At 68.7% G+C, this 26,461-nt stretch carries 22 protein-coding genes; 9 read left to right on the forward strand and 13 right to left on the reverse strand.

Annotated elements, in window-relative coordinates; translation table 11 throughout:
* The first annotated feature begins 5 nt into the window (after positions 1 to 5).
* A complete protein-coding gene (locus tag EPA99_RS13345) occupies positions 6 to 2,861 on the forward strand; it encodes a T6SS phospholipase effector Tle1-like catalytic domain-containing protein (protein ID WP_241688390.1) in 2,856 nt (951 codons plus the stop codon).
* Positions 2,862 to 2,925: 64 nt separating this feature from the next.
* On the opposite strand, the gene treA is transcribed toward EPA99_RS13345, so the two are convergent.
* From treA to EPA99_RS13365, 4 genes are all read right to left on the reverse strand, one after another.
* Positions 2,926 to 4,566 (reverse strand): alpha,alpha-trehalase TreA, encoded by a 1,641-nt coding sequence (gene treA / locus EPA99_RS13350; RefSeq protein ID WP_129471734.1) that lies wholly within the window; start codon positions 4,564 to 4,566, stop codon positions 2,926 to 2,928.
* A 361-nt stretch (positions 4,567 to 4,927) separates the two neighbouring features.
* The gene (locus tag EPA99_RS13355; RefSeq protein ID WP_129471735.1) at positions 4,928 to 6,403 is read right to left on the reverse strand and encodes a SulP family inorganic anion transporter; all 1,476 of its coding nucleotides are present in this window, start codon (positions 6,401 to 6,403) and stop codon (positions 4,928 to 4,930) included.
* Positions 6,404 to 6,574: 171 nt separating this feature from the next.
* On the reverse strand, positions 6,575 to 8,116 hold the full coding sequence (locus EPA99_RS13360; protein ID WP_129471736.1) for a glycoside hydrolase family 64 protein: 1,542 nt from the start codon (positions 8,114 to 8,116) through the stop codon (positions 6,575 to 6,577).
* 264 nt (positions 8,117 to 8,380) lie between these two features.
* Positions 8,381 to 9,478: a mechanosensitive ion channel family protein gene (locus EPA99_RS13365; RefSeq protein WP_129471737.1), complete on the reverse strand. Its 1,098-nt coding sequence runs from the start codon at positions 9,476 to 9,478 to the stop codon at positions 8,381 to 8,383.
* Between the two features lie 99 nt (positions 9,479 to 9,577).
* Between EPA99_RS13365 and EPA99_RS13370 the strand changes: the two genes are divergently transcribed.
* A complete protein-coding gene (locus tag EPA99_RS13370) occupies positions 9,578 to 9,748 on the forward strand; it encodes an oxidoreductase-like domain-containing protein (RefSeq protein WP_129471738.1) in 171 nt (56 codons plus the stop codon).
* A gap of 402 nt (positions 9,749 to 10,150) precedes the next feature.
* Here the strand turns inward: EPA99_RS13370 and EPA99_RS18725 are convergent, their stop codons facing one another.
* Entirely contained in the window at positions 10,151 to 10,288 is a 138-nt protein-coding gene (locus EPA99_RS18725) for a hypothetical protein (RefSeq protein ID WP_164978655.1), read from the reverse strand.
* 430 nt (positions 10,289 to 10,718) lie between these two features.
* On the opposite strand from EPA99_RS18725, the gene EPA99_RS13375 reads away from it, so the two are divergent.
* Entirely contained in the window at positions 10,719 to 11,561 is an 843-nt protein-coding gene (locus tag EPA99_RS13375; RefSeq protein ID WP_129471739.1) for a class I SAM-dependent methyltransferase, read from the forward strand.
* A 127-nt stretch (positions 11,562 to 11,688) separates the two neighbouring features.
* Here EPA99_RS13375 and EPA99_RS13380 read toward each other — a convergent pair whose 3' ends face one another.
* On the reverse strand, positions 11,689 to 13,959 hold the full coding sequence (locus EPA99_RS13380) for a methyl-accepting chemotaxis protein (RefSeq protein ID WP_241688399.1): 2,271 nt from the start codon (positions 13,957 to 13,959) through the stop codon (positions 11,689 to 11,691).
* Positions 13,960 to 14,164: 205 nt separating this feature from the next.
* Between EPA99_RS13380 and EPA99_RS13385 the strand changes: the two genes are divergently transcribed.
* The 3 genes from EPA99_RS13385 to EPA99_RS13395 all read left to right on the forward strand — a co-directional run bounded on the left by EPA99_RS13385 (position 14,165) and on the right by EPA99_RS13395 (position 18,202).
* Positions 14,165 to 15,463: a cyclic di-GMP phosphodiesterase gene (locus tag EPA99_RS13385; RefSeq protein ID WP_129471741.1), complete on the forward strand. Its 1,299-nt coding sequence runs from the start codon at positions 14,165 to 14,167 to the stop codon at positions 15,461 to 15,463.
* A gap of 136 nt (positions 15,464 to 15,599) precedes the next feature.
* Positions 15,600 to 17,009, forward strand: coding sequence for an NADP-dependent phosphogluconate dehydrogenase (gene gndA / locus EPA99_RS13390; RefSeq protein WP_129471742.1), 1,410 nt, complete (start codon positions 15,600 to 15,602; stop codon positions 17,007 to 17,009).
* 302 nt (positions 17,010 to 17,311) lie between these two features.
* A complete protein-coding gene (locus EPA99_RS13395) occupies positions 17,312 to 18,202 on the forward strand; it encodes an endonuclease/exonuclease/phosphatase family protein (RefSeq protein ID WP_129471743.1) in 891 nt (296 codons plus the stop codon).
* Positions 18,203 to 18,292: 90 nt separating this feature from the next.
* On the opposite strand, the gene EPA99_RS13400 is transcribed toward EPA99_RS13395, so the two are convergent.
* On the reverse strand, positions 18,293 to 18,613 hold the full coding sequence (locus tag EPA99_RS13400; protein ID WP_129471870.1) for a DUF6122 family protein: 321 nt from the start codon (positions 18,611 to 18,613) through the stop codon (positions 18,293 to 18,295).
* A 96-nt stretch (positions 18,614 to 18,709) separates the two neighbouring features.
* A complete protein-coding gene (locus tag EPA99_RS13405; protein ID WP_129471744.1) occupies positions 18,710 to 19,099 on the reverse strand; it encodes a hypothetical protein in 390 nt (129 codons plus the stop codon).
* Between the two features lie 372 nt (positions 19,100 to 19,471).
* Between EPA99_RS13405 and EPA99_RS13410 the strand changes: the two genes are divergently transcribed.
* Positions 19,472 to 19,900 (forward strand): VOC family protein, encoded by a 429-nt coding sequence (locus EPA99_RS13410; RefSeq protein WP_129471745.1) that lies wholly within the window; start codon positions 19,472 to 19,474, stop codon positions 19,898 to 19,900.
* Here the strand turns inward: EPA99_RS13410 and EPA99_RS13415 are convergent.
* Positions 19,897 to 21,210, reverse strand: coding sequence for a glycoside hydrolase 5 family protein (locus tag EPA99_RS13415; protein WP_241688392.1), 1,314 nt, complete (start codon positions 21,208 to 21,210; stop codon positions 19,897 to 19,899). The two genes, EPA99_RS13410 and EPA99_RS13415, sit on opposite strands and share 4 nt — an antisense overlap.
* A gap of 211 nt (positions 21,211 to 21,421) precedes the next feature.
* Between EPA99_RS13415 and EPA99_RS13420 the strand changes: the two genes are divergently transcribed.
* Positions 21,422 to 21,895 carry a YehS family protein gene (locus tag EPA99_RS13420; protein ID WP_129471746.1) on the forward strand — a complete coding sequence of 158 codons (474 nt, stop codon included), beginning with the start codon at positions 21,422 to 21,424 and terminating at the stop codon, positions 21,893 to 21,895.
* A 41-nt stretch (positions 21,896 to 21,936) separates the two neighbouring features.
* On the opposite strand, the gene EPA99_RS13425 is transcribed toward EPA99_RS13420, so the two are convergent.
* Together EPA99_RS13425 and EPA99_RS13430 are read right to left on the reverse strand one after the other, a co-directional pair.
* Positions 21,937 to 22,821 (reverse strand): bestrophin family protein, encoded by an 885-nt coding sequence (locus EPA99_RS13425; protein ID WP_129471747.1) that lies wholly within the window; start codon positions 22,819 to 22,821, stop codon positions 21,937 to 21,939.
* A gap of 109 nt (positions 22,822 to 22,930) precedes the next feature.
* Complete coding sequence (locus EPA99_RS13430) at positions 22,931 to 23,869, reverse strand: YwqG family protein (protein ID WP_164978656.1); 939 nt, start codon at positions 23,867 to 23,869, stop codon at positions 22,931 to 22,933.
* A 198-nt stretch (positions 23,870 to 24,067) separates the two neighbouring features.
* Here EPA99_RS13430 and EPA99_RS13435 point away from each other — a divergent pair, with 198 nt between their 5' ends.
* Positions 24,068 to 24,883 carry a DOPA 4,5-dioxygenase family protein gene (locus EPA99_RS13435; RefSeq protein WP_129471749.1) on the forward strand — a complete coding sequence of 272 codons (816 nt, stop codon included), beginning with the start codon at positions 24,068 to 24,070 and terminating at the stop codon, positions 24,881 to 24,883.
* 18 nt (positions 24,884 to 24,901) lie between these two features.
* Here EPA99_RS13435 and EPA99_RS13440 read toward each other — a convergent pair whose 3' ends face one another.
* Positions 24,902 to 25,234 carry a DMT family transporter gene (locus EPA99_RS13440; protein ID WP_129471750.1) on the reverse strand — a complete coding sequence of 111 codons (333 nt, stop codon included), beginning with the start codon at positions 25,232 to 25,234 and terminating at the stop codon, positions 24,902 to 24,904.
* 92 nt (positions 25,235 to 25,326) lie between these two features.
* A complete protein-coding gene (locus tag EPA99_RS13445; RefSeq protein ID WP_241688393.1) occupies positions 25,327 to 26,352 on the reverse strand; it encodes an AI-2E family transporter in 1,026 nt (341 codons plus the stop codon).
* Positions 26,353 to 26,461 lie beyond the last annotated feature (109 nt).

Consider the following 26,461-nt stretch of genomic DNA (forward strand, 5'->3'; position numbering starts at 1 on the left):
CCAATGTGGACGCTTTGCGAAAGCAGGTCAGAGCATTACAAGCCAGCGACCCCCAGATCGCCTCGCATTACGTCGCCGGCGTCGGCACGCAAGATCAGGTCCTCGCCCGGGGCCTGGACGGTGCGCTGGGCCTTACGCATGAAGCACGCATGGAGGAGATGTATTGGAGGCTCGCCGATAAGGCAGAGGAGTGGTCACGCGCCGACCCCCACGTCAATATCCGCGTGTGCTCCGTCGGTTTCAGCCGTGGCGCCACCCAGTGCGCCATCTTCAGCAACCTGCTAGATCAACGGGGCATCATCGATCCGACTAGCCGTACGTACGATGCGGAGGGACGCATTTTCTACACCCGCCATATCGCCGCACCCGGCATGACGCCGCAGGCCGTGGGCCTGTTCGATCCGGTGTCCACGGGCGTGCAGCAGCTGTACGACCGCCGGCTGGCGCCTTCGGTGGTCTCCGGCTTCCAGATCACCGCGCTGGACGAGCGGCGGATAAAGTTCGTATCCGAGCGCATCCTGCCGCTGGGCGTGTCCGAGGACGGACGCTTCCTCAATGTGATGGTTGCCGGGGCGCACTCGAACATCGGTGGCGGCTACCTGCGCGATGGCCTGTCGCGTCGCAGCTTCAACCTGATGAGCGATTACCTCAACGCCCAGCGGCCTGACGCACCGATGTTCGAGAAGGTGTACGAGCCGCACGATCCGCGGCTGAACCGGGTGCACAACTCGCACGAGGGCATGGCGATCTACCTGCTGGACCGCAAGGTCGATCGCGCAACGCCCGAGGGCGCCAACACGCGCCTGGCACCACAAGCGCCCGCCAACGCCGGGCAGGTGACGATGCAGGACGCCTTGCCTCACCATCCCCAGCAATTCGGCGACCGCATCGCCCTTGGTCCCTCGGTCCCCTCGCGCCTTGGCCCGATTCCCGAACAGCCAGGCGCGTCGTTCATCGCCAATGTCGAGCGGATCGCCAAGGCGGAAGCTGCGGGCATCGGCCCGCTGCCCGCCGAGCAGAAGCTGGCAAGTCTCGCCCAGCGCTTCGCGGGCGGGGCCGGCGTGGCCCTGGGCGTGGGCGCGAGTGTGTACGACGGCGCGCAGACCGCCCGCCGCGCCGCGGAGCTGATGGAACAGGGCAATAGCACGGCGGCGCAGTCCGAACTGAGCCATGCCCTGGCCCGCAACGCCGGTGGCTGGATCGGTGGGGCCACGGCCACCTATGCCGTCGGCGCGGCCGGCGCTTCGGGCTTCGTGCCGGCGGCGATCGTGGCCGGCGATGCACTGCTGATGAGCAAGGCCTTCGACAAGGCGGTGGACCTCAAGGAAAACCGCGAGATCTTCCACCAGACCGACAAGGACGGCGTGGCGTGGCGGTTCAACGGACGGGATTGGGAACGCCAGGCCACGTTCGACCGCGCCGGCGATCAGCCCACCCAGGCAGCGGTGGGCGCCAGCTACGCCAAGTCGCAGGAACTGGGCGCCATGGCCAATGCCAGGGCCGTCGAGTTCGCCCTCGGCAAGGTGCCGGCGCCGCAGGATCCGTTCAACCTGCCGGCCAAGCCCAGCGATCAGACCGGGCTGGACAACCAGCCCTGGCGTCGCAACCCGGAAACCGAGACCTGGGAGCGCCAGGTCAAGACCGGCGTGTCCGGCGCCAATGATCGCGGTACCTACGAGGCCCAGACCGCCAGCCCGGAACAGGCCCGCCGGCTCGACCAGGAGGCCCTGGGGCGCATTGCGTCCAACATCGCCAATGGCCGCGAAGCGGTGGCCCAGGCCTATCTGGAGCATCACGCCGCCCAACGCGGCCAGGACTACGGCGTGGGCGTGCCGGCGGCGGTGGAACAGGCCAGGGCCCAGCCCGACCAGGTGCAGGGTCACGATGGCCAGGCCTACCGGCGCGGCCCGGATCACCAATGGTCCGGGCCGGACGGCCAGGCCACCGGCAACCTGGCCATCGAGTTGGAACTGACGCACCAGCTGCGTCAGCCGGTGCTGGAGCGCGACCAACAGACGTTGGCGGCCCTGCGGGCCCGGCCCGCGCCCACGGCCGCCCAGCAGGAGCACAGCGAGCTGCTGCACCGCTACCGCGCCGCCGGCATCGATCTGAACGCCCAGGAGGGCAACCTGCAGGCGGTGCAACTGGCCACACAGCGCACGCGGGATGCCGCCGGCCTCACCGGGCCGACGATGCAGCAGCTGCAACGGGACGAGCACGGCCACTACGGCTACGACAGCCCCATCGCGCACCTGCAGGCAGGGCCGGACGGGGTGGTTCGGCAGGTCGCCACCACCAGCTCCGAGGAACTGCGCCAGGCCAAGGCGGAGCTGAGGCAGACCACCATGGAACACCTCCCCACGCTGGCCGCGGTCTCGGTGACCGCGCCGGCCAGGGCCGACGCGCAAGCGCAGTCGTCAGCGCCGGAAAAGGCCGCCCCAGGCCGGGTGCTGGCCGACGACCCGACGCACCCGGACCACGCGACCTATCAGCGGATCCATACGTGGGTGAGTGGCACGGGCAACTGGAACGAGGAGGAAAGCCGGAACGTCGCCGCCTCGCTCTACCGGCAGCAGCTGGACGACCCGCTGGTCAAGCGCGTGGATCAGGTATCCGGAGGGCTCGGCAAGGATGGCGCGCACAACGTCTTTGCGGTCTACGCCCCGCACGGCATCGGCGTCGCGCCGATGTTTCACGCGCATGTCGATGGGCGCCAGGCCGCCCAGGAACCGGCCCAGCAGAACCTCCAGCAGGCCGAAACCCTCAAGCAGGATCAGCTGCGCCAGCAGGCGCTGGAACAGACGCAGAAGCAACACCAGCAGCAGGAGCAGGGACCGAAAATGGCGATGGGCGGCCCCTGATCGACCTCCCGCAGCGCTCGCCCTGAAGATCAGTCGCCAGGCCGGTGCCCTCGTTCGCTGCGCTTCAGCGCGGCGGATACAGGTCCAGCAGGCGCAGCGTCACCCCGTTGGTCCAGCCGAAGCCGTCCTGGTTGGGGTACTCGCCGCCGCCTGCGCCCTGGCCGGTGGCCAGCACGTCGTATTTCTCGGTGAGCTTGTGCTCGGCATCGAACACGCCCTGCACGCGCGTCAGGAAGCGGCGGCCGATCTTCTCGGCCAGGGCGTGCTGCTGGTAGCGGCGCAGGCCATCGACCGCCACCCACTGCAACGGCGCCCAGCCATTGGGCGCGTCCCACTGCTGCCCGCTACGCACGGGCGTGGTGACCAGCCCGCCCTGCGCCAGCAGCTGGGCCTGCGCGACCTGCGCGGTGGCCTGCGCATGCGCAGGCGAAGCAAGGCCTGCGAACAGTGGGAACAGCATGGCCGCCGTCACCTGCTCACGCGGCGCCTGGGTACGCAGATCGTAGTCGGCGTAATAGCCCTTGGGATTCCACAGATGCCGCTCGATCGCGGCCTGCCGCTGCCTGGCGCGCGCGGCGTAATCGGTGGTGCAGGCCTTGGGCTGCTCTGCGCAAGCCGCGGCGAGCGTGCGCTCCAGGTGATACATCAGGCTGTTCAGATCCACCGGCACGATCTGCGTGGTGTGGATGCTGGACAGCCGCTGCGGGTCGTCGAACCAGCGGCTGGAGAAATCCCACCCCGACTCGGCCGCCGCGCGCAGGTCGCGATAGACCTCGCCGGCCGGGCGCGTCTGCCGCACTTCGGCCGCAGTGCGGATGTCGTGCACCCAGGCTTCCTGGCGCGGGGTGTCGCGATCGTCCCAATAGCGATTGAGCACGCTGCCATCGGCCAGCCTCACCACCCGCGCCGAGGCGCTGCCCGGCGCCAGGCCTTCGCTGCCGCGCATCCAGTAGGCGTACTCGGCCTGCAGCTGCGGCAGATAGCGGCCATGCACGTCCTTGCCCTCGCGGGTGGCCGCATCGCTGACCATGAAGGCGAAGAACGGCGGCTGCGAGCGGCTCAGGTAGTAGCTGCGGGTGCCATTGGGCACATGGCCGTAGGTGTCGATCTGGTAGGCGAAGTTGTCCAGCATCTGCCGCGCCAGCGCGCCGCGCCCGCTTTCGGCCAGGCCCAGCATGGTGAAGTACGAATCCCAGTAGTACACCTCGCGGAAGCGCCCGCCCGGCACCACCGTCGGCTGCGGCAGCGCCAGCGCGCTGCTGTGTGGCGGCACGGTCTTGAAGCTGCGGGTCAGCACCGGCCACAGCGCGTCGATGTGCGCGCGCAGGCCGGTGTCCTGGCGCAGTACCGGCACCTGCAGCGGTGGGTCCTCGTCGAAGTGCTGGGCGAGGAAGGCTTTGAGATCGAAGCCGGGCCTTCCGCGCTCGGCCAGGTAGCGTGCTTCCACCTGCGCAGGCTCGCCGCGCACGGTCATGTCGACGAAATGCTTCTGGTCGCTGAAGACCTCCCCTTCCTGCACCGCGCGGAACAGCGCCGGGTACAGCAGGTCCGGCGTGACCGGTGCCGGCGTGGCGGCAAGGCGCGGCGCTGGCGGGCTGCCCGCCGGTGCGGGCCTCGGCACCGCGCGGGGCGCGCCCGCGCAGGCGGCCAGCAACAGGCTGGCGCAGAGTCCGTACAGGGGCGCGCGCAGGGCTTGGGGCTTCATGGCATCGTCCGTTCTCTTGGAATGGCAGCATCATGCACGGCGCGCGCCATGCGCATGTGACCTGCACCCATGCCGCGCGGCGGATTCCGGCGGCAGGCAGCGAAGGTCCCCGATGCGCAGGGCATCGCTGCGGCGGCAACGGGATCCGTTGGCGCACGCGCCGCGGCGTTGCACCGGCGTGGCCGGCACGATCATACGCAGCGCATCGCGCCAGCCGGTTGTGCGGCGCGCCACGTCGCGCGCGGGCGTGGCCGGCGGTCCACACGAATGCTGGGATGCACTCCGCGGTGGCCGTGCCCTGCAGCGGTCATCGAGAACGCCGGCTTACGACGAACTGGTCAGCGCCGCTGGCGCCGGTGGATCACCCGGCGACTTCATCGGCGCCATCGTCCAGCAGCGCGCGTTGCTGCAGGCCAATGAGCTGCAAGCTGCAACCATGGTGCTCGAAACGCGCCCGCAGCTTGTCCAGGGCCGCCAGCGCGGTGATGTCCCAGAAGCGCGCGCCGCCCACGTCCAGCACCACGGCCGCGCCCTGGGCCTGGCGCGGGTCGAAGGCATCGAGGAAGGCATCGGCCGAGGCGAAGAACACCGGCCCGGCCACGGTGTAGCGGTGCAGCGGCGCGCCATCCGGCCCGGTCTCCACCGCGTGCACCACCCGGACCGCCGAGGCCGCCTTCCAGGCGAAGAACAGCGCGCTCAGCAACACGCCCAGGCCCACGCCGATGGACAGATCGTGCGAGACCAGGGTCGCGGCGACCGTGGACAGCATCACCAGGCTGGACAGCTTGGGGTGCGCTGCCAGCTTGCGCAGCGAGCCCCAGTCGAAGGTGGACACCGAGACCATCACCATGATCGCCACCAGCGCGACCACCGGCACCTTGGACACCCAGGGCTTGAGCAGCACCATCAGGATCAGCAGGAAAACCCCGGCGAACAGCGTGGACAGGCGGCCGCGGCCACCGTAGCGCACGTTGCCCACGGTCTGGCCGATCATGCCGCAGCCGGCGATGCCACCGAACAGGCCGGCCGCCATGTTGGCCAGGCCCAGGCCAGCGCATTCGCGGCTCTTGCTGCTGGGGCTGTCGGTCAGTTCATCGACCACCCGCGCGGTCATCAGCGATTCCAGCAGGCCCACCAGCGCGATCGCCAGCGCAGGTCCGGCGATGATGCGCAGCGTCTCCCAGTCCAGCGGCACACCCAGGCCATGCCAGTACGGCAGCCGATCCGGCAGCTGGCCGAGCTCGCCGACGGTCTTCAGCGGCAAGTCCATCGCGCCGGCGATGACGGTGAGCAGCACGATGCAGATCAATGGCGAGGGAATGGCCGACACGCCCGGCCATGGCAGGCGCGGCAGTCCATAGATGATCGCCAGGCCCAGCGCCAACATCGCATAGGTCGCCACGCCCGCGCCGGCCAGCTGCGGCAGCTGCGCGCTGAAGATCAGGATGGCCAACGCGTTGACGAAGCCCGTGCGCACCGAGGCGCTGACAAAACGCATCAGCACGCCCAGCCGCAGCAGGCCGAACACGATCTGAATCGCCCCGGCCAGCACGCCGGCGGCCAGCAGATAGGGCAAACCATGGCTGGCCATCAATGGCGCCACCACCAGCGCCACCGACCCGGCCGCGGCCGAGATCATCGCCGGGCGCCCGCCGGTGAAGGCGATCACCAGCGAGATCACGAACGAGGCGTACAGGCCCACCTGCGGGTCCACGCCGGCCACGAAGGAGAAGGCGATCACCTCCGGGATGAGCGCGAAGGTGGCCACCGCGCCGGCGAGCAGCTCGCGCACGGGTCGGTGGCGCCATTGCGCCAGTTCGGATTGCAGCGGGGACATGGGGGCCTGGCGGGAACGGCCCGCGACGGGAACGCGCGGACCTGGAAGAAGCGCACATTGTGCCAAGTCCCCGACCTGGCCGCATGCGGGCGGCACGAAGCGTCATCGTGCCGCCCGGCCCACCACCGCCTTGGAACCGCCGCGCCAGGCCAGGACCGGCGTTGGTGACGCTTACCAGCCGATGGTGAAGGTCACCGTGGTCGGCGCGTCGGTGTGAATCGAAGGACTGAAATCGCCGACGTCGTCGTAGGCGAACCCGTAGGCCAGCGCGCCGATGCTGTGGTCGTGCCAGAACTTGGCGTACCAGTTGGCCGCCTGCCCCGCCGGGTAGTGCGAAGGCTGGTCGTACCACAGGGCCGGGGTCTCGGCGACGTGGCGGTTCAATGCGGCGCACAGCTGGGCCTGCAGCTGCAGCTGGATATCCACGTTGCTGGCCTCGCGCGCATCGTTGAGCAGGCCCGCGCCGAGGAACACCTCGGAGGTGGTGGGCTTGCCGTTGATGTAATAGGTCCCGTTCTGGTTGCCGCCGGTGAAGACGAAGCGATCGCCCTGCACGCGGCCGCGGAAGGTCCCCAGGTTGTCCAGCGTGAACACCAGGTCTTCGTTGCGGAACCTGGCCCACACCGCATCGATGTAGCCCTGCAGGTAGTCGCCATTGGGCTGGCCGGCGATGAAGGTGGCGTGCGATGGCGCCACGATGCGATAGGGCGCATAGGGGTTCTGCGCCAGGTGGGTGAACTGGCTCGGCACCTGCTGCTGGAAGGCGGTGAACAGCTGTGCCCGCGACTCGGTCAGCGGCTCGCCCACGCTCTGGTCGAAGCCACCCAGGCCCTGCACGCGCAGCCGCAGCGGAAAACCGAAATGGTCCACGCGGGTGGTGTTGACGAAGATGCCCGGGTTGTCGTGTCCCGGCGGCAGGATCGCCATCTCGCCGAAGTCGAAGTACACATCGATGTTCGGATCGGTGGGGTTCTCGATATTGGCCCCGGCATAGCCGATGTTGCCGTTGCCGTCGAGCAGCACCTTGATGTACATCGGCGAGCCCACCGACATCAGCACCCGCGCCGAGTCGATCGGCGGAATGGTGACAGAGCGCTTCTGGCTCAGCGTGTGGAAGTAGTTGGTGTAGCCCTGGCCGTTCTTCACCAGCGCGCCGTTGTCGGCCACCGACATGGGCACCAGGTTGCCGTTGGCGTCCACGTGCACGAACTGCCCGGTGTTCCAGTCGCGGCCGATGATGGCCCAGTACACCTGCGCGTCGGCCCAGCGGCCGCCGGTCTGGTTGACGATGTTGAAGGTGGTGCGGCCGTCCCAGGCGCCGCCCTCGCCGCCGCCGTTGCCTGGCGGCAAGCCACCGCCCCCGCTGCCGACGGTGTAGGTGTGGGTGGCGCTGTCGTAGGCGGCGACGCCCTTGTTGTAGGTGAAGCTGTAGCCGATCTGCTGGCCGCTGCCGACCGGCGCGATGGTGGTCTCGTAGCGGCCGCTGCCGGCGTTCCACTGCATGCGCAGGTTCTGCTGGTCGCCCCCGTTGAGCCGGTAGTGGATGTCGACCCAGGTGGTCGTGCCTTGCGAGGGCGCGAACCAGACCGTGGCGGTACTGCCGGCCACCGCGCCACCGTGGGCGTAATCGCTGCCGGTCTGCGCGCCTGCGCGCGGGACCATCAGCACCAGGACGGCCAAGACCGTCGTCATCCACAACACCATGCGCTTCATGTACGTCTCCTTGGCGGGTCTACCTCGATGGTTCCGCGTGATGGGAAGAGCCAATGCCCAGGCGATACACCACAGCAGCATGGGCGATCACGGGCGCGGCATCGTGGCATGGCAGGCGGCAGGCGAATCCGGGCAACCTGTCATGTTCCCGGCGCGCGACCGCATGTTGTCCTGCGTCAGGCCTGGCGATGACCTGATGCAGGACAACATGCGTACATCAAGGTGTCCCGTCCGGGCCGGCAGGACTCAGCGCGCGCTTGTGGCTCACTGCGCCGCAGGCCCGGCCATGGCCACCTGCACCGGCGCGGGCACGTCCAGCGTGCGCGTGGGATAGGCAAAGCGGATCCCACGTTCGGCGAATCGCTTGACCAGGCCCAGGTTGATGACCTGCTGCACGTCCATGTACGCGTTGAAGTCCGGCGTCTGCATGATGTAGACGGTCTCGAAGTCGAAGGCAGAGGGGCTGAAGCCCTTGAAGTGCGAGCGGTCGAAGCGCGCCGTGTCGATGCCTTCGACGATCTCGCGGACCAGCCTGGGGATGGCCTCCAGCTGCTCGATCGGGGTGTGGTGCGGCACACCGAACTCGAACACGATCCGCCGCGTATCCATGCGCTTGTAGTTGCGCACGCGCGTGGACAGCATGTCGCTGTTGGAGAACACCAGCTGCTCGCCGGACAGGCTGCGGATGCGCGTGGTCTTCAGGCCGACGTGCTCGATGGTGCCGGCGAACTCGTCGATCACCACGAAGTCGCCCACCACGAACGGCTTGTCGATCACGATGGACAGCGAGGCGAACAGATCGCCCAGGATGTTCTGCACCGCCAGCGCCACGGCGATGCCGCCCACGCCCAGGCCGGCCACCAGCGCGGTGATGTCCACGCCCAGGTTCTGCAGAATGACCAGCAGCACCAGCGACCACAGCACCGTCATGGCGATGAAGTTGATCGCGCCCAGGCTGGTGGTGGCGCCTAGATTGGTGTCCTGCGCCGCGCGCGTGCGCGAGCTGTCCACCCAGAACCGCACCTGGCGCGTGCCCCAGATGCCGACCTGCACGAACAGGGCCACCGCGGCGATGTTGCCGGCGATGCTGTAGGCGCGATCAGGCAGGTCCAGCGCGGTCTGCAGGCCGAAGTTGAGCGCCTGGAAGAACAGCAGCCACAGGCGCGTGCCGCCCAGCATGTAGGCCAGCGAGTCGAAGACTCTGTCGGCGGTGGAGCCCTGCCTGGCCACGGCGCCGAGCCGGTTGACCAGCACCGCCTTGATCGCGGCCAGGGCCAGCAGCGCCAGCAAGGTGATGCCCGCGGCGGTGGCCCAGGCCAGCAGGCGGTTCCCCAGCAGTTCGTAACTGGTCAGCCAATGCATCGTGTCTCCTCATGTCATGGATGGGAGCACACCCGGTGAAGTTGGCACGCAGCCGGTGCCGGGCTGGAGGCGGACCTGAGTCCGGCGGATAATCCAGGCATGCGCGATGACCAAGACCCCATGCCGATCGCACCGGAAGCGCCGTTGCCCGGCGATTGCTGCGACAGCGGCTGCGATCCGTGCGTGTACGACCTGTACGCGGAAGAGATGGCGGCCTACCGCGACAAGCTGGCGGCGTGGCGCCAGCGGCATCCGCAGGACGATGCGTGAAGGTTCACGCGAGTGTGCGTGGCCCAGGATCCCAGCCGTAGCGCGGCTTGTGAACCCTTGACAGGGACGGCGACCGGCCATTTCGCCGTGGGAATCCCACACAGGGGAACAACCGCTTCAAGCGGCGCGGTCTTGGACCGCGCATGATGGGCTACTCGAGGACACCTTCTCGAAGGATGACAGACGACTCGAGCCAAGCGCACTGTCTTGCGGGAGCGGCTCGAGGTGGCCTAGGGCCATCAGCCGCGAAGAGGTTCGCCCCTCAGTCCGGGCTGCAAAGGGAAAGCCTGTCCGCGGCTGATGGCCCTAGGCCACCTCGAGCCGCTACCACAGAAGACTGCTCCCACGGCAGGCCGCTACCACAGGACAAATTTGAGGTGATTCGAGACCCCGAGGGCCGCCTCAGGCCGTCGGCGCTGCCTCGACCGAGGCGGCGTGCGTCTTCAGCGGGCGATCCTGTTCAAGGTCCGCGCGCGCCAGTGCCACGCTCGCAGCGCCGAGGACGGAACAGATCAGCAGGACGATGGCGGTGCGGGACATGGGCGGCTCGGTGCGGCTGTGGTGACTATCGAGCCCATCGGCTGGCGTCTGGGCAACTTGAGGCGCAATCGGAACGCTTGCCCTGAACTGGGACGTGGCGCTCGTTCGCGCTGCGATGCACTCGGCACCAGGCCCGGCTGGTCGTTCCCGGACGCCACACTCCTGGTCGGCGAGGTCAGCTTCACGCTCTCGATCTCCGTCTCAACGCCCACGCGCGCTCGGACACGGACACGGAGCGCCACCCGCAGCGCCCTTGCGGGTTCGCCAACCCGAGCGACAGGTCCAAGAGCGATCGGCCTTCCGGAACCTCGCCGGCCGGTGGCGCCCAGGCGCTGAGCACGCGTCGAGGGCAGCCGAGGCATGCCGGCAGGCGGTCGGGTAGCATGCGGGCCCCTCCCCGCTCCGCTTGCAATCGGCGCAAGCCCGAACCTTGTCGCACGCCACCGCTCCCCTGCTGACCCACGCCACCGCTGGCGCATTGACCGCCACCCGCGATGCCGGCCTGCCCGAATGGACCGGCTCGCTGGACCTGGAGCGTTCGGTCGGCACCGCCCTGCTGCATGCCGATGTCTGGGAATGGCACGGGGTGCGCTACCCGTACCCGGGCAAGACCCGCGAGCGCACGCTGTACCACTTCGATGGCGAGGACTTCGTCGCGGTCTCGCGCTTTGCCGGGTCGCTGATCAAGCTGGTGCCCACCGAGTGGAACGTGCCGACCTTCGAGATCGACGGCATCAAGATGCTGCCGACCTCGAAGGAATCGCCGCTGGACGATGCGCGCCGCAAGGTCGCGCTGATTGAGCCGCGCGGCAAGACGGTGCTGGATACCTGCGGCGGGCTGGGCTATTTCGCCGCCTGCTGCCTGGACGCAGGCGTGGCGCGCATCCAGTCCTTCGAGAAGAACGACAGCGTGCTGTGGCTGCGCACGCTCAACCCGTGGTCGCCGGATCCGGCCTCGGCGCAGGCCGCCGGCCGCCTGCAGCTCACCCACGGCGATGTGTCCCAGTCCATTGCCACCCTGCCCGAGGCTGGGTTCGATGCGATCCTGCACGATCCGCCGCGCTTCGGCATCGCGGGCGAGCTGTACTCGCAGGACTTCTACGCGCAGCTGGCGCGGGTGCTCAAGCGGGGCGGCAAGCTGTTCCACTACACCGGCAGTCCGAATCGACTCACCAGTGGCCGCGACGTGCCGCGCGAGGTGGTCAAGCGCCTGGAGAAGGCTGGCTTCAAGGCGCAGCCCGCGCTGGACGGCGTGCTGGCGAGCAAGCGCTGAGCGCCGATGCCAGTGGCAAGGTCGCGCGGGACCTGACCACGGCCAACGTCCAGCGCTGCGATACGAACAAAAAAAGGGGCCATCACGGCCCCTTTTTCTGTCGCGATGACCGCAGTGGCGTGCGGGCTTAGAACTCGGCCCACTCCGCCTCGTCGGCACTCGCTTTCGCCACCGGGGCCTTGGCCGTGGTGGCCGGGCGGCGCGCCGGCGCGGCCGGCTTGCGCTTGGCTGCGCCCGCCACCGGCGCCGGGCGCGTGGCCACGGCGGCCACGGGCGCGGTCGCCGGACGTGCAGCCGCCGCGCGCAGCGCCTGCTCCTCCAGCTGGAACACCGCCACCGCCTGGGTGAGATCGGCGGCCTGGTCTTCCAGGCTCTTGGCCGCGGCGGTGGCTTCTTCCACCAGGGCCGCATTCTGCTGGGTGACATCGTCCAGCTGCATCACGGTCTTGCTGACCTGCTCGATGCCCGAGCTCTGCTCGGTGCTGGCGCTGGTGATCTCGCCCATGATGTCGGTAACCCGACGCACCGAGGTCACCACCTCGGCCATGGTGCTGCCGGCGCGGGTGACCAGCGAGGCGCCCAGGTTGATCTTCTCGCTGGAGTCCTCGATCAGTTCCTTGATCTCCTTGGCGGCGCTGGCGCTGCGCTGGGCCAGCGAGCGCACTTCCGAGGCCACCACCGCAAAGCCGCGGCCCTGTTCGCCGGCGCGCGCGGCTTCCACCGCGGCGTTGAGCGCCAGGATGTTGGTCTGGAAGGCGATGCCATCGATCACGCCGATAATGTCGGCGATCCGCGCCGAGGAGGTGGTGATGGCGGCCATGGTGCTGACCACTTCGTCCACCACCTTGCCGCCGGCCTCGGCGACCTGGCCGGCGCCCAGCGCCAGCTGGTTGGCCTGGCGGGCGTTGTCGGCGTTCTGCTTGACCGTGGAGGTCAGCTCCTCCATCGAGGCGGCGGTTTCCTCCAGGCTGGCGGCCTGCTGCTCGGTGCGCACCGACAGGTCGGCGTTGCCCAGGGCGATCTCGCCGGCGGCGGTGTTGATCGACTCGGCCGAGCGCTGGATGCCGCGCACGATGTCGGTGAGCTGCTCGGCGGTGCGGTTGGCGGCGTCGGCCAGCTGGCCGAAGGCGCCCTCGTAGTGCGTGGCCACGCGCTGGGACAGGTCGCCGTCGGCGATGGCGCCCATGATGCGGCCGACGTCGGACAGGCCGCCCTCGGCCTGCTGCATCAGTCGGTTCAACGCGCTGACCATGTCCAGGAAGGCGTGCTGGTAGCGCGCCTCCTCGCCGCGGGCGGAGAAATCGCCGCGCGCAGCCGCATCGGCCAGGCGCGCGATGTCGCCGTTGACCGCCGACAGGTTGTGCTTCACCGCATCCAGCGCCTCGTGTAGGGCGGCACGCTGGCCCGGCAGGCGGCGCATGTCCGGGCGCAGGTCGCCATGGCCGTAGGCGTCCATGACCTGCATCGCCTCGCCGATCGCATCCAGGTGCTCGAACAGCGCGGTGTTCACGCCACGGGCCATGGTGCCGTAGTCGCCGGGGAAGTCCTCCGGCATGCGGTGGGTGATGTCCTGGCCGGCCTGCAGCTGGATCAGGCGCTGCATCTCGTTGTTGAAGCGCTGCAGCTGTTCCTGCATCTGCTGCATGCTGGCCATCAGGCGGCCGGTCTCATCGCGGGATTCGACCTTGATCTCGTTGTGGAAATCGCCGGCGGCGATGGCCTCGGCGGTGCGGGTGGCCGCGCTCAGCGGACGACCGATGGCCATGGCGATCAGCCAGCACAGCCCGATCACCAGCAACACCAGGCCGGCACCGATCACCGTCAGGGTCTTGGTGAAGCCCATCGCCTGGGTCTGGATGTCATCGGCGTACACGCCCATGGCCAGCGTCCACTTCCAGGCCGGGAACTGCTGGGCGAAGCTGATCTTGGGGACCTGGCCTTCCTGGCCCGGCTTGGGCGCGGAGTAGTTCACAAAGCCCGTGCCGTCGGCAGCGGCGGCTGCCAGCGACTTGTAGACGAAGACACCGTGCTCGTCCTTGTACTGGCTCATGTCCGTGCCCGGCTTGCGGGTCGGATGCAGCACCAGCTTCATCGCCGGGTCCATGACGAAGAAGTAGTCGGTGCCGCCGTTGGTGCGCATCTGCGCCAGCGCGTTCTTGGCCGCTTCCTGTGCCTGGGCCTCATCCAGCTCCCCGGTCTTGGCCTTGCCGGCGTAGTACTCCACCACGCTCATGCCCATCTCGACCTGGGTCTTGACGCTGTTCTTGCGCGCATCGACCAGATCCAGGTACTGCAGGCGAGCCGCGGCCACGGCCAGCAGGATCACCCCCACTGTCAGCAGGGAACACAACAGGATGAACTTGCGGACAAGGGACAGGTCGGCAACGCGCCGACGCAGCAGGATGAGCGGATGCATGCGGGATCTTCCAATTCGGGCGCCAAGTCGGCGGCTGTACGCCTTATCGGCGCGGGCCTGGGCGAGTTGAGGCCTTGATGACTTTTTCGTGACGGCCCTTCAGCACTGCCGATTCAGGCCGATACGACCATGGCGGCACCGTCTCGGCCGTCACCATCCATCGCCGGGGAGGCGCGCTCAGGCTGTCATGCTCCGTACCATCGATTCGGCCCAGCTACAGCCCGGCATGTACATCCACAAGCTCCTGGGCGCGTGGGTGAAGCATCCGTTCTGGCGCGCCTCGTTCCTGGCCTCGGCCGAGGACGTGCTGTGCCTGCAGCGCAGCGCGGTGGAGCAGGTGGTGATCGATACCTCGCGCGGCCTGGACGTGGCGCAGGACCTCGGTGCTGAACAGGCCGAGCCGCCCGAGCCTGAAACCAAGCGCGACACCGCGACCGATGCGGCCCTGGACACCGCCCAGGACCAGGCGGGCGAGGCCGGGATCGATGAGAGTGACGAAGGCCAGACCGGACGCGCCCCGGCGCCGGGCAAGGCCCCCTCCACCGCCGCCAGCAGCCTGGCCGCCGAGGTGCAGCGCGCCCGCCGCATCTGCCTGGACGGCCGCGAGACGGTGGAAGCAATGTTCCGCGATGTGCGACTGGGGCGCACCGTGGACCCGGAGCGCGCCATGCCGCTGGTCGAACAGATCAACGCCTCGGTCATGCGGCATCCCAACGCTCTGATCAGCGTGGCACGGCTGAAGACCGCCGACGATTACACCTACCTGCATTCGATGGCCGTGGCCGCCTTGATGAGTGCGCTGGCGCGGCAGCAGGGCCTGTCCGACGAGCAGGTGCTGGAAGCCGCCATGGGCGGCCTGCTGCACGACATGGGCAAGGCGATGACGCCGCTGGAGATCCTCAACAAGCCCGGGCGCCTGACCGATGGCGAGTTCGACGTCATGCGCCGCCACCCCAACGACGGCATGCAGCTGCTGATGGCCGCCGGCATGGACAACCCGGCGGTGCTGCAGATCGCCCTGCACCACCACGAGAAGATCGACGGCAGCGGCTACCCGCACAAGCTGGTGGGCGATGACATCAGCCTGATGGCGCGCATGGGCGCGATCTGCGACGTCTACGACGCGGTGACCTCCGACCGCCCCTACAAGTCGGGCTGGGATCCGGCCGAATCCCTGCGCCACATGGTCTCGTGGAAGGGCCACTTTGATCCCCTGCTGCTGCAGGCCTTCGTCAAGAGCCTGGGCATCTATCCGGTCGGCTCGCTGGTGCGGCTGGCCTCGGACAAGCTGGCCGTGGTGGTCGAGCAGGCGCCGGGCTCGCTGCTGATGCCGCGGGTGCGCGCTTTCTACTCGGCGCGCTCGCGCATCCAGATCCTGATCCACGACATCGACCTGGCCACGCCCGGCTGCCAGGACCGCATCGTCAACATCGAATCGCCCGCGCAATGGGGCTTCAAGAGCCTGGAAAAGCTCTGGCTGCATTGAATCCGGCCGGGCCCGGACGCGGGCCGCAACGCTCCATCGCGTCCCAGTGCCCCTGCCCTAACGCCGCATTGCACGCGCCAGGATTATCATCGCGCCCCTGACAGGGCCGGCACATCGCCGGCGCGGAGCGCAACACATGCAGAAGCAACCCATCGGCGTCTACGGCATGGGCGTCATGGGCCGTAACCTGGCCTTGAACATCGCCAGCCGCGGCCACTCGGTCTCCATCTACAACCGCACCCAGGACCTGACCGACGAGGTCATGGCCGCGCATCCCGACGCCGGCCTGGTGCCGACGGCGACGCTGGAGGAATTCGTCGATTCCCTGCAGTCGCCGCGGCGCATCCTGATGATGGTCAAGGCCGGCGCGGCCACCGACTCGGTCATCGCCTCGCTCAAGCCCTTGCTGGCCCCGGGCGATGTGTTGATCGATGGCGGCAACACGTTCTTCCAGGACACGCGCAAGCGCAACGAGGAACTGGCCGCGGCCGGCCTGCACTTCATCGGCACCGGCGTGTCCGGCGGCGAGGAAGGCGCGCTCAAAGGCCCTTCGATCATGCCCGGCGGCCCCCGGGACGCCTACGAGCTGGTTGCCCCCATCCTGACCGAGATCGCCGCGCGCGCGCCTGACGGCGAGCCGTGCGTGACCTATATCGGTCCCGACGGCGCCGGCCACTACGTCAAGATGGTCCACAACGGCATCGAATACGGCGACATGCAGCTGATCGCCGAGAGCTACGCCGTGCTGCAGTCGGTGCTGGGCCTGTCCAACGAGGAGCTGGCCGAGGTCTACACCGACTGGAACCAGGGCGAGCTGGACAGCTACCTGATCGAGATCACCGCGCAGATCTTTCGCAAGCGCGATGACAAGACCGGACAGTCGCTGGTGGACATGGTGCTGGACCGTGCCGCGCAGAAGGGCACCGGCAAGTGGACCAGCCAGAGCGCGCTGGACCTGGGCGCGCCGCTGCCGCTGATCACCGAGGCGGTGTTCGCGCGGGTGATTTCCGCGCTCAAGTCCGAACGCGTGGCCGCGGCCAAGGTGCTGACCGGCCCGGCGGCCAAGCCGTTCCAGGGCGACCGTGCGGCCTTCATCGAGTCGGTCCGGCGCGCGCTGTATCTCAGCAAGCTGGTGTCCTACGCGCAGGGCTTCGCGCAGATGCGCGCGGCCTCGGACGAATATCACTGGGACCTGCGCTACGGCGAGATCGCCAAGATCTTCCGCGCCGGCTGCATCATTCGCGCGCGCTTCCTGGAGAAGATCACCCAGGCCTACCAGCACGATGCGGGGCTGGCCAACCTGCTGCTGGACCCCTACTTCCGCGACATCGCCGCCGAATACCAGAGCGCGCTGCGCGAGGTGGTGAGCACGGCGATCCAGGCCGGCATCCCGGTGCCGACCTTCTCCTCGGCCATCGCCTACTACGACAGCTATCGCAGCGAACGCCTGCCGGCCAACCTGCTGCAGGCCCAGCGCGACCTGTTCGGCGCGCATACCTTCGAGCGCGTCGATGCGGAGGGGAGTTTTCACGCGGACTGGAGTTGAGGGGCGGCCGTGGGGTGAGGAACGAGTGCGGAGGAACGAGAAACGAGCGGCGCGCCTGAAGCGCTCCCAGCGATCTTGATCCTGCGCTTGACGAACGTCCTTGCCACGATGAAGCCCAGACGAATGTCCCTGTGGGAGCGGCATCAGCCGTGAAGAGGCTTTCCCGATAAAGCCCCTTCGCGGCTGGAGCCGCTCCCACAGTGCAAACGTGCTTGGCTCGGTGTGCAGCGCTGGCAACGCGCTCACGCGAATGTCGGACAAAAAGGGGACAATGCCGCTCTTGTCCGTGTAGGAGTCGCCTCATGCCGCAACGCAGCACCTTCCTTCCCGCCCTGCATCGCGCGCTGCGCGTGGTCGCGCTGCTGATGCTTTCGACGATCGCGGGCAACGCCCTGGCGGCGACGCCGGCCAAGGCGCAGACGCTGAAAGTGATGTCCTTCAACGTGCGCACGCCGGCCGACACCAACGACGATCGCTGGGAGAACCGCCGACAGGTGCTGTTCGACATGTTGCGCGAGCAGGATCCGGACGTGATCGGCACCCAGGAGCTGGTCAAGCGCCAGGCCAATGACATCATCGCCGCGCTGCCGCAGTACACCTGGTTCGGCACCGGCCGTCGGGGCGATGACAGCGACGAGCATATGGGCGTGTTCTACCGGCCCGATCGTCTGCGCGTGCTGGATTCGGGCAACTTCTGGCTGTCCGACACGCCCGAGGTGCCCGGCAGCATCAGCTGGAACAACCTCATGCCGCGCATGGTGACCTGGGCGCGGTTCGAGCGCATCGCCGACGGCGCGCGCTTCACGCTGTACAACACGCATCTGCCCTATCGCGAGCAGGACGAGGACGCGCGCGAGCGCGGTGCGAAGCTGATCCTGCAACGCATGGCCTCGCTGCCGGCCAACGAGCCGTTCGTGCTGACCGGCGATTTCAACGCCAAGCCCGACAGCGGCGTGCACAAGGTGCTGACCGAAACGCTCTCCGATGCCTGGCTGTCCACCGCCCAGCGCAGCGGGCCGGAGCGCACCTTCCACAACTTCACCGGCAAGCCCGACTACCGTATCGACTGGGTGCTGTACCGCAACCTGCAGCTGCAGTCGGTGCAGACCATCGACATGCACCGCGGCGCCCGCTATCCGTCCGATCATTTCCCGGTGCTCGCGCGCTTCCTGCTGCCGTCACCTGCACGCTGAGCATCGGCGCCCCGCGTCCTGCCCCGCCAGACGCGGGGCGCTCGGCACGCGCCGCGATGTAGCGCCCGCTGCGCGCCACCGGCACCATGCTCAGGCGTGGTGCATCCACCAGCAGTCCAGCGCGTCCAGGGCGATATGCACCAGCAGCCCGATGCCGAGCAGGCGTGTGCGCGACGGAACAGTCAGCGCGCCATAGACCACGATGGCCGGCGTCGTGTGCAGCGGGTGGAAGCCGATGCTGCAGCGGTCCGGTGCATAGACAGGATCGGCCAGCAGGTGGTCCAGGTCGATCAGCCAACCCGCCAGCATCCAGGCCCAGGCCTGCAGGAAGCGGCCGCGCCAGAACAGCCCCGCCAGCAGCGCCGGCACGGCCGCATGCAGCAGCAGATGCAGCATCGCGCGCGTACTCACCAGCCAGGCCCCGCCTGCGCGGGCCATGCGGCGGGCATGGGCCAACGCGCGGGGCAGCGCCGCCCTCGGCGATGGCTCAGCGACAAGGCGCCACCGTCATTCGGACAGGACCGCGTGTGGAAAGGCCCGGCGCAGGGCCGCCGGCCTGGCCGACAGTGCCGCGCGCATCCGCTCGGCGGTCAGCGGGCGGACCACCCACTCCAACGGGCCATCGAAGCCTGCGCCCCGCACGCGCAGGGGAACGGCCAGGTAATAGCTGGGCCCAGGGCCGACGCAGAACCAGTAGCTCGCACCAGAGGCCGGCACGCCCGGCAGCCCTTGCACCGACTGCGGCAAGCGCACCGCACGATGCACGACTTTCAGCGACTGGCCCGTGACCAGCCCCCTGGCGGTGTCGAACACCAGGCTGGCGAAGGCGCGCTGATCCTCACGGCGCGTGCGCACCAGCGCCTGATGGCCATACAGGGCCAGGACCCCAACCAGCATCAAGATTCCGACGGCTTCCAGCATGTCTCATCCCCCATCCGTGGGGGCCGATCATTGCACAGGTTTTCCGGCTTTGTTTGCTGGCCGATGGCGGCGCGATCGGCGAACTTGACGGTCGAGCGCGCAGGATGCTCGACGTGACCGATAGTCACGCGCCGCAGCGCAGCAACGCGGCCCCTCCGACGTGAACGTTGCTGTCGGCCCCTCGGTGGCATCGACGATGGCCCCGGTAACGCCCACCGTCCTCATCGCGCCGCGGCCGGCGAGCGGCCGGTCCTAGTGCGCTTGCTGCCCGGCCTCGACACGACTCACAGGACCGCAACCCGGCCAGGGTACAAAGCGCCTGACGACCCACCCCTTGAGGAGCACGCCTTGGAGACCGATCGCATCTACCGCGGCCGCCTGATCGACCACCTGCAACTGGTCGTGCGCGACCTGGAGGCCAGCCGCAGGTTCTACACCGCCGTCCTGGCGGTGCTGGGCATCCCGCTGGCCGGCAGTGGAGAGGACTATTTCTGGGCCGATGAGCTGTTCGTTTCCACCGCCAGCAGCGCCGCCGCATTGGGTGAGCTCACCGGCCGCCACCACCTGGCGTTCCAGGCCCGTGACCGCGGCATGGTCGAGGCTTTCCATGCCGCCGCGCTGGCCCACGGCGGCCGCGACAACGGCGCGCCGGGCGAACGCGGGTATCATCCGGGGTATTACGGCGCCTTCGTGCTGGACCCGGATGGCAACAACATCGAGGCGGTCTACCACGGCCCGTCCCAGCAGAACGTCGAAGCGATCGAGGTGCGCTTCTAGCGCACGTCCTCCTGCACGCGGAACGGGAAGTTGGCGTAGGCGGCATGGCCCTTGCCGTCGCGCACTTCCACGAACAACCGGTAATGGCCGGCGCGCGCCGGGGCGGCGAAGTACGCCTTCCCGATCTCCACGGCCCGGAAGGAGGTCGGCATCACCGTGGGCACCTGCTCGGGGTCGCCGCCGACGCTGGTGGCGGTGCTCTCCTCGCGGATCTGCCAGCGCACCTCAAGCGCATCGCCGTCCGGGTCCTGGGTCTGCACGGCCGCGGTGACCGGCTGGCCCGGGCGCAGCGTCACGCTGTCGATGGCCTGGCGCCCCTCCAGCACGATGGGGGTGATCGACGGGCTGCGGTTGGCCGGCCAGTGCCCGGTCCAGGCCCGCTGCATCGCATCGACGCTGGGCGTGGCACTGCCATCGGCCAGGAACAGGCCATACCAGGTCGGCGTGCGCTCCTGCTTGTTGCCCCACAGGAACACGTACGAGCCCAGCCCCTGGCGCGTATCGCTGGCGATGTCGCGCGCATAGCGCTGGGCCAGCAGCTGCGCCTTGCGCGAGGCATCGTCCTCGATGGCCGCGCCCCAGGCCGTGGTCGGGCTTTCCCAGTGCCCGGTCGGGCCCCACTCGGTGACAATGTACGGGCCGCGCCAACCGCTGCTTTCCAGCTTGTCGTGCAGCGCATCGATATCGCCGTAGAGCTGGATGCCGATCAGGTCCAGCGCCGGGGCACGCGTCTTGATCGCCTCGATCAATGGCTTGTCGAAGCCGGCCAGCGTGGTCATCACCGGATGATGCGGATCCAGCCGATGGATCATGCGCGCCAGCTCGCCCACCGCGTCCCACACGCGCAGGTCGGTGGACTCCAGGTTCAGCTCGTTGCCCACCAGCCAGGTCAGCAGCGCAGGATGGTCCTTGTAGGCCATGACCTGTTTGCGCAACCGCTCGCGCTGGCCAGCCACGGCCTGGGCATCGCCGTAGTCGAAGCCGTGGCGCTCGCGCGCGACCACCAGCCCCAGCGACACCTTCAGGCCGTTGGCCTGGGCCTGGTCGAGCATCGCCGTGGTCTTGGCCACATCGTCGCTGTCCCAGGTGCGGAAGGCATTGCCGCCTGCGGCCACCAGCGCGGCCTGCCCGCCCGAGCCCATCCCGGCGCCCTTGACCAGGAACGGCGCGCCATCGACCTGTAGTTGATAGCCCTCGCCCTGCTGCACCACGCGCACATGCGCCGGGCGGGCGGCCTGCGCCTGCGCCTGCGGTAGCAGCGACACCAGCGCGATCACCGCGCAGCACCATGGACCGAAACGTTGCAGCATCGAGACTTCTCCCCTCGCACCACGCACTTGCGCACGCAGCGATGCCAGATTGGATGGGGGAGACGGATGATGCCATGGCAGGCGTGCCACCGCGGCTGCGTGCCTGCCCGGCCGGTCGCATGGAAGAGCGGCCACGGATGCGGCACCGGCGGACCGGTAAACTGCGCGACTGTCTGTTCAATCGGGCCATGCGCCCGCGGAAGTGATTGCCATGATGCACAACACCGTCCTGCGCAGCGTGCGCTACATGCTGGACCTGAGCGAGCCGAAGATCATCGAGATCGCGCAGCTGGCCGACCCCGGGTTCGTCGTCGACCGCGCCGAGGTGCAGGCCGCGCTGAAGAAGGAGGACGAGGAAGGCTACGCGCCGTGTTCTGACGCCCTGCTGGCGCATTTCCTGGATGGCTTGATCGTGTATTGCCGGGGGCGCGACGAGTCGGCGCCACCGCGCCCGGTGGAAGCGCGCGTGACCAACAACCTGATCCTGAAGAAGCTGCGCGTGGCCTTTCAGCTCAAGGACGTGGACATGCACGCCATCTTCGAGGCGGCCGGGTTTCCCGTGTCCAAGCCGGAGCTGTCGGCGCTGTTCCGCCTGCCCGAGCACAAGAACTACCGGCCCTGCGGCGACCAACTGCTGCGCAATTTCCTCAAGGGCCTGACCCTGCGCCTGCGCCCGGCGGCCTGATCAGCGCGCCTGACCCAGGCAAGCGTGGTAGGGCACCGGCTTTACCACAGCACGCCATCGACCGGCTTGGCCGGCTCGGGCGCGGGCTCGCCGATGGCATCGAGCGCGTCGATCTCGATGGTGCGGCACATCGCGTCCAGCGGCAGGCCGTGCACGTCGGTGGAGAACGGGTCCACCAGCTCATCGCCGATCCGCAGCACCGCCAGGAACATGAAGCCGGCCACGGTCGAGCCAATGGGGGTGGCGTATTGCAGCGATTCGACCAGCCCGATCGGCAGCAGCAGGCAGAACAGGCGGGTGAACAGATTGGGATAGAAGCGGTACTGCGCGGGAAGCGGGGTGTTCTTCAACCGCTCCATGCCGCCCTGGGCATTGGCGATATCGATCAGCACGCGCTCGGCGGTGGTCTGCTGGATCGTGTCCATCCAGCCGGCGCCCACGGCGCCTGCGATCTGGCGGCCGGTGCCGTTGAGCAGGCCATTGGCGACGTTGTTGTTCTTCAGCGCCGGGTCCTGGTCGCCTTCGGCCAGGTGGCGGGTCACCGAGCTGTCGATCGGCAGCCGCCGCAGCTGGCAGCGCACGGCGTTGACGTAGGCGATCTGCCGCAGCGCCACGGCGCGCTTGAGCGCATCGGCGCGCGGGTCGGTGAGCATGTCGCCGGAGACCCGCACCACGTTGCGCGAGGCGTTGATCATCAGGCCCCAGAGCATGCGCCCCTCCCACCAGCGCTGGTAGGCCGAGTTCGCGCGAAAGCCCAGGAACAATGCCAGCGCCGAGCCAAGCAGCGCCGAAGGCAGGGCCGGCGCGGTGAACGGCAACACGTAATACATGATCGTGACCACGCAGTCCCAGATGAACAACGCCGCCAGGGGTTTCCACACATGGTGCAGCACGTTCAGCAGGCGCGGGCGGACCTCGACGATCACGATGGACTCCGGGTGGGGACAGGTGGGGGCGACCGCGCAGACCGGCGCGGCCGGGTGTCAGCATGGCGCCGGCCAGGTCGAGAAGAGGTGATCCACCAGGTCGTGCCCGTCAGTAGCAGTCCCAGTTGTAGGCCACGCGGCTGAAGTCGCGCCTGGCCAGGTCCGCCGGGCGGATGAAGAAGTTGGCCACGCCCGAGTCGCCCCACATCAGCACATCGTCCGAATCCAGCTGCAGCAGCAGCTCGTCGTCGCCATCGCGGCGCGGGTCTTCCTGGGTGAAGCTGGGGTAGCCACCGAGCTTGTGGCCGCCGCCATCGTGCAGGTCCAGCACCGCCTGGAACAGGCTGTCGGCATCGATCCCGTGGGCTGCGGCATAAGCCTCGGTCAGCCCGTCCAGGTCCTGGCCGGTGTGCTGGTCGAAGCGATGGTCCGCCACGCTCATCCGCTCGGCGCCGGCGACAAAGTGCATGCGTTGCGGTCGGCTAGGATCCATCGGCAGCTGATCGCCCTGCACCGCCGGCAGCGTCCGCGCGGGCAGGCCCAGGTCGGGCCAGTACACCACGCGGAAGTTGCGTTGCGCGCGCCGGCTGTCCATCGAGTCCAGGCGGGCGCCGTAGAAGTCGTCCTCGGTGGCGATGAAGAACTGCAGCAGGCCCTGGTCCGGATAGCCGGGCAAGGGCTCGGGCAGCTCGGCGAAGTTGACCTGCGCCAGCAGCGTCAGCGGCCGCCCGTGCTCATCCACCGGCAGCGCCTGCGCCCGCGGCCACCACACTTGGCCGCCGACCTTGCTGACCAGGGCATCGTCGGTGTCCAGGGCCTGCAGGCGCACGTGCATCACCGGGCGCGTGGTCTGCGACAGGGCCTGCTCGTACGGAGCCAGCAGCGCCGCCGCGTCGGCCGGCGTGCCTGCGCGCGCCGAAGGCGAGCTCGCCTGAGCCGCGCGCTGGCGATGCATCTTCTCGCCCACCGTCGTGCCGGCGCGCCAGGCCCCGTACAGCCCGGCCGAGACCAACAACACACCCGCCAGCACCCAAGCCGCGATCTTCATGTTTCGCCTCCCTGTCGCGAGGCGTGCAGGATAGCGGCGGTTCGCGCATAACGACATTCGCAATCGTCCTTTGCGGTGCTGTCGGCACTTGAATAGCGTCGATGGCGGGGACCACGAAGGACCAGCCAGCCTCCACGCCGTCGAGCCATGGGAGCCGCGGCGGCGCTGTGGCCTCTTACACCCCATCGAGCGCACACCATGAGCCAGCACGAGCACGAGCACGAACAAGAACACGAGCACCCACTCCACACGCCGGGCCTCGACCTGCCCGCCGCGCCGACGCTGGTCGACCACCACGGCCAGGTGCTGCGCAACAGCGAAGAAGACCAGGCCTGGGCCGACCTGCTCTCGCCCACGCGTCGCCGACTGATCGTCAATGCCGGCCTGGCGGCCGGCGCACTCGGCCTTGCCGGTGGCGCCGCGCCCGCCGCGGCTGCGCCTGCGGCCACCGCCGCAAAACTGGGCGACCCGGGCTTTCGCGCCATCGTGCCGCCGCGCGACACCGGCCACAGCCCCTGGGGCGATGCCACCGCCCTGGAGCCTGGCACGCGCCCTGCCAGCGTACGCCCCCGCGACGGCGCAGACGGCCTGCCCGCCGCGCCACGCCCGTACACCGATATCTACAGCTACCACGCGCACGTGTACTTCGACGAGGACACCTACCTGAAGGCAGACCGCCTGCGGCAATGGGTGATCCAGCGCTTCCCGGTGGAGCTGGGCAACTGGAACCTGGAACCGCGTGGCCCCCACGTCACGCCCTCGTTCTACTTCGGCTTCACCAACGACCTGTTGCCGGTGATCGTGCCGTGGCTGCAACTCAACAGCCTGGGCCTGACCATCCTGCTGCATCCCAATTCCGACGATCCGCGCGCCGATCATCTGTACTACACGCTCTGGGTGAACCGCTCGCAGCCGGTCAACGCCTACGGCATGAAGCGGCCCGGTGAGGAAGGCGCGCCGAAGATCGAGAAGATCCTGCCGAACATCGTGCCGAGCCTCGCCCTGGAAACCTGACCCTGCGCGCGCCCACGCTCAGTGCGCGGTGGTCGTGGAGAACAGGTTCATCACCACCACACCGGCCACGATCAGCGCCATGCCGATCAGCGCCGGCGCGTCCAGCTCCTGCCCGAACAGCAGCCAGGACACCGCGGTGATCAGCACGATGCCGATGCCCGACCACAGCGCGTAGGCCACGCCGGTGGGCATCGTGCGCAGGGTGATGGACAGGCAGTAGAACGCCGCGCCGTAGCAGAGCACGGTCAGCACGCTGGGCCACAGGCGCGAGAACGAATCGCTGGCCTTCAGCGCCGTGGTGCCGATCACTTCCAGACCGATGGCCGAGAGCAGGAACAACCAGGCCTTCATCGTCGCGCCCCTTGGGATGGGTCGCCATCGTGCCAAACCACGCGGTGAATCGCCGCTGAGCCAGCGTGCGCCCCGCAGGGCACACGCCCGCGTCAGATCAGGTTCTCGCCGCGCAGCTCGCACTTGAGATAGGCGTAGTACACCGGCGCGGCGATCACCCCGGGAATGCCGAAAGCCGCTTCCATCACCAGCATGGCGATCAGCAGCTCCCACACGCTGGCGCGGATCTTGGAGCCGACGATGCGCGCGTTGAGGAAATACTCCAGCTTGTGGATCACGATCAGGTAGGCAAGTGAGGCCACGCCCACCAGCGGCGAGATCGACAGCGCGGCGATGGTGATGGCGGTGTTGGAGATCAGGTTGCCGATGACCGGCATCAGCCCGGCCAGGAAGGTCAGCACGATCAGCGACTTGGTGAAGGGCAGGGTCACCCCGCACAGCGGCATCACGATCAGCAGCAGGAAGGCGGTGCACAGCGTGTTGAGCAGCGAGATGCGGAACTGGGCGAAGACGATGTCGTGGAAGGAGCTGGCCAGGCGCTTGCAGCGCACCAGCAGTGACTGGCTGAGCGGGCCCTCGTGCTGGCTGCGGCTGGCCTGGGTCAGCGACACGATCGAGCCCAGCACCAGGCCGATCAGGATCTGCAGCAGCACCCGCAGGGTCTCGCGCCCGGCGATCTGCAGCGCGGCGGCGTGCTTGTGCAGCTGTTCCACCAGCACCAGGCGCAGCTCATCCACGGTGGCCGGCAGGAACGCCACCCAAGACTGCGGCAACTGCTGGCGCGCCTTGGCGATCAGCGACATCACCTGCTCCTGCCAACCCGAGAGCGACACGCCCAGGTCCTGCTGCATCAGCCCCAGCGCGCCCAGCGCGATGGCCACCAGCAGGCCGACCACCAGCGCCGAGATCAACGCCACCACCAGCGCGCGGGCGCGTGCGTTGGACAAGCGCGCGCGCAGCAACGGGCTGACCACCAGCACCAGTTCGTAGACCAGCAGCGCCGACAGCAGCACCGGCAACAGCCGCAGCCACAGGACCAGCAGCAGGCCTGCGGCCATCAGCACGTGGCTGGTCAGGCGGATGGCGCGTGGCGAGATCGCCTGAGGGGTGGGCAGCAAGGCAGGATCCGAGGCGGGATGAGGGCGCCATCGCCCGGGACGAGGGCAATGGAAGGCCGATCATTCTCCGCCGCCCACCGGATTCCCGCAAAGGCCGGCGTGGCAGCGC

The sequence above is a fragment of the Pseudoxanthomonas composti genome (assembly GCF_004122095.1).
GTDB lineage: Bacteria > Pseudomonadota > Gammaproteobacteria > Xanthomonadales > Xanthomonadaceae > Pseudoxanthomonas_A > Pseudoxanthomonas_A composti.

Excerpts from the sequence above, each read along its gene's own strand:
- EPA99_RS13440 (WP_129471750.1), bottom strand. The coding sequence starts at position 25,234 with ATGAAGGCCTGGTTGTTCCTGCTCTCGGCCATCGGTCTGGAAGTGATC.
- EPA99_RS13420 (WP_129471746.1), top strand. The coding sequence starts at position 21,422 with ATGATGCACAACACCGTCCTGCGCAGCGTGCGCTACATGCTGGACCTG.
- EPA99_RS13365 (WP_129471737.1), bottom strand. The coding sequence starts at position 9,478 with ATGCATTGGCTGACCAGTTACGAACTGCTGGGGAACCGCCTGCTGGCC.
- EPA99_RS13415 (WP_241688392.1), bottom strand. The coding sequence starts at position 21,210 with ATGCTGCAACGTTTCGGTCCATGGTGCTGCGCGGTGATCGCGCTGGTG.
- EPA99_RS13395 (WP_129471743.1), top strand. The coding sequence starts at position 17,312 with ATGCCGCAACGCAGCACCTTCCTTCCCGCCCTGCATCGCGCGCTGCGC.
- gndA (WP_129471742.1), top strand. The coding sequence starts at position 15,600 with ATGCAGAAGCAACCCATCGGCGTCTACGGCATGGGCGTCATGGGCCGT.
- EPA99_RS13435 (WP_129471749.1), top strand. The coding sequence starts at position 24,068 with ATGAGCCAGCACGAGCACGAGCACGAACAAGAACACGAGCACCCACTC.
- EPA99_RS13355 (WP_129471735.1), bottom strand. The coding sequence starts at position 6,403 with ATGTCCCCGCTGCAATCCGAACTGGCGCAATGGCGCCACCGACCCGTG.
- EPA99_RS13370 (WP_129471738.1), top strand. The coding sequence starts at position 9,578 with ATGCGCGATGACCAAGACCCCATGCCGATCGCACCGGAAGCGCCGTTG.
- treA (WP_129471734.1), bottom strand. The coding sequence starts at position 4,566 with ATGAAGCCCCAAGCCCTGCGCGCGCCCCTGTACGGACTCTGCGCCAGC.
- EPA99_RS13360 (WP_129471736.1), bottom strand. The coding sequence starts at position 8,116 with ATGAAGCGCATGGTGTTGTGGATGACGACGGTCTTGGCCGTCCTGGTG.
- EPA99_RS18725 (WP_164978655.1), bottom strand. The coding sequence starts at position 10,288 with ATGTCCCGCACCGCCATCGTCCTGCTGATCTGTTCCGTCCTCGGCGCT.
- EPA99_RS13385 (WP_129471741.1), top strand. The coding sequence starts at position 14,165 with ATGCTCCGTACCATCGATTCGGCCCAGCTACAGCCCGGCATGTACATC.
- EPA99_RS13430 (WP_164978656.1), bottom strand. The coding sequence starts at position 23,869 with ATGAAGATCGCGGCTTGGGTGCTGGCGGGTGTGTTGTTGGTCTCGGCC.
- EPA99_RS13405 (WP_129471744.1), bottom strand. The coding sequence starts at position 19,099 with ATGCTGGTTGGGGTCCTGGCCCTGTATGGCCATCAGGCGCTGGTGCGC.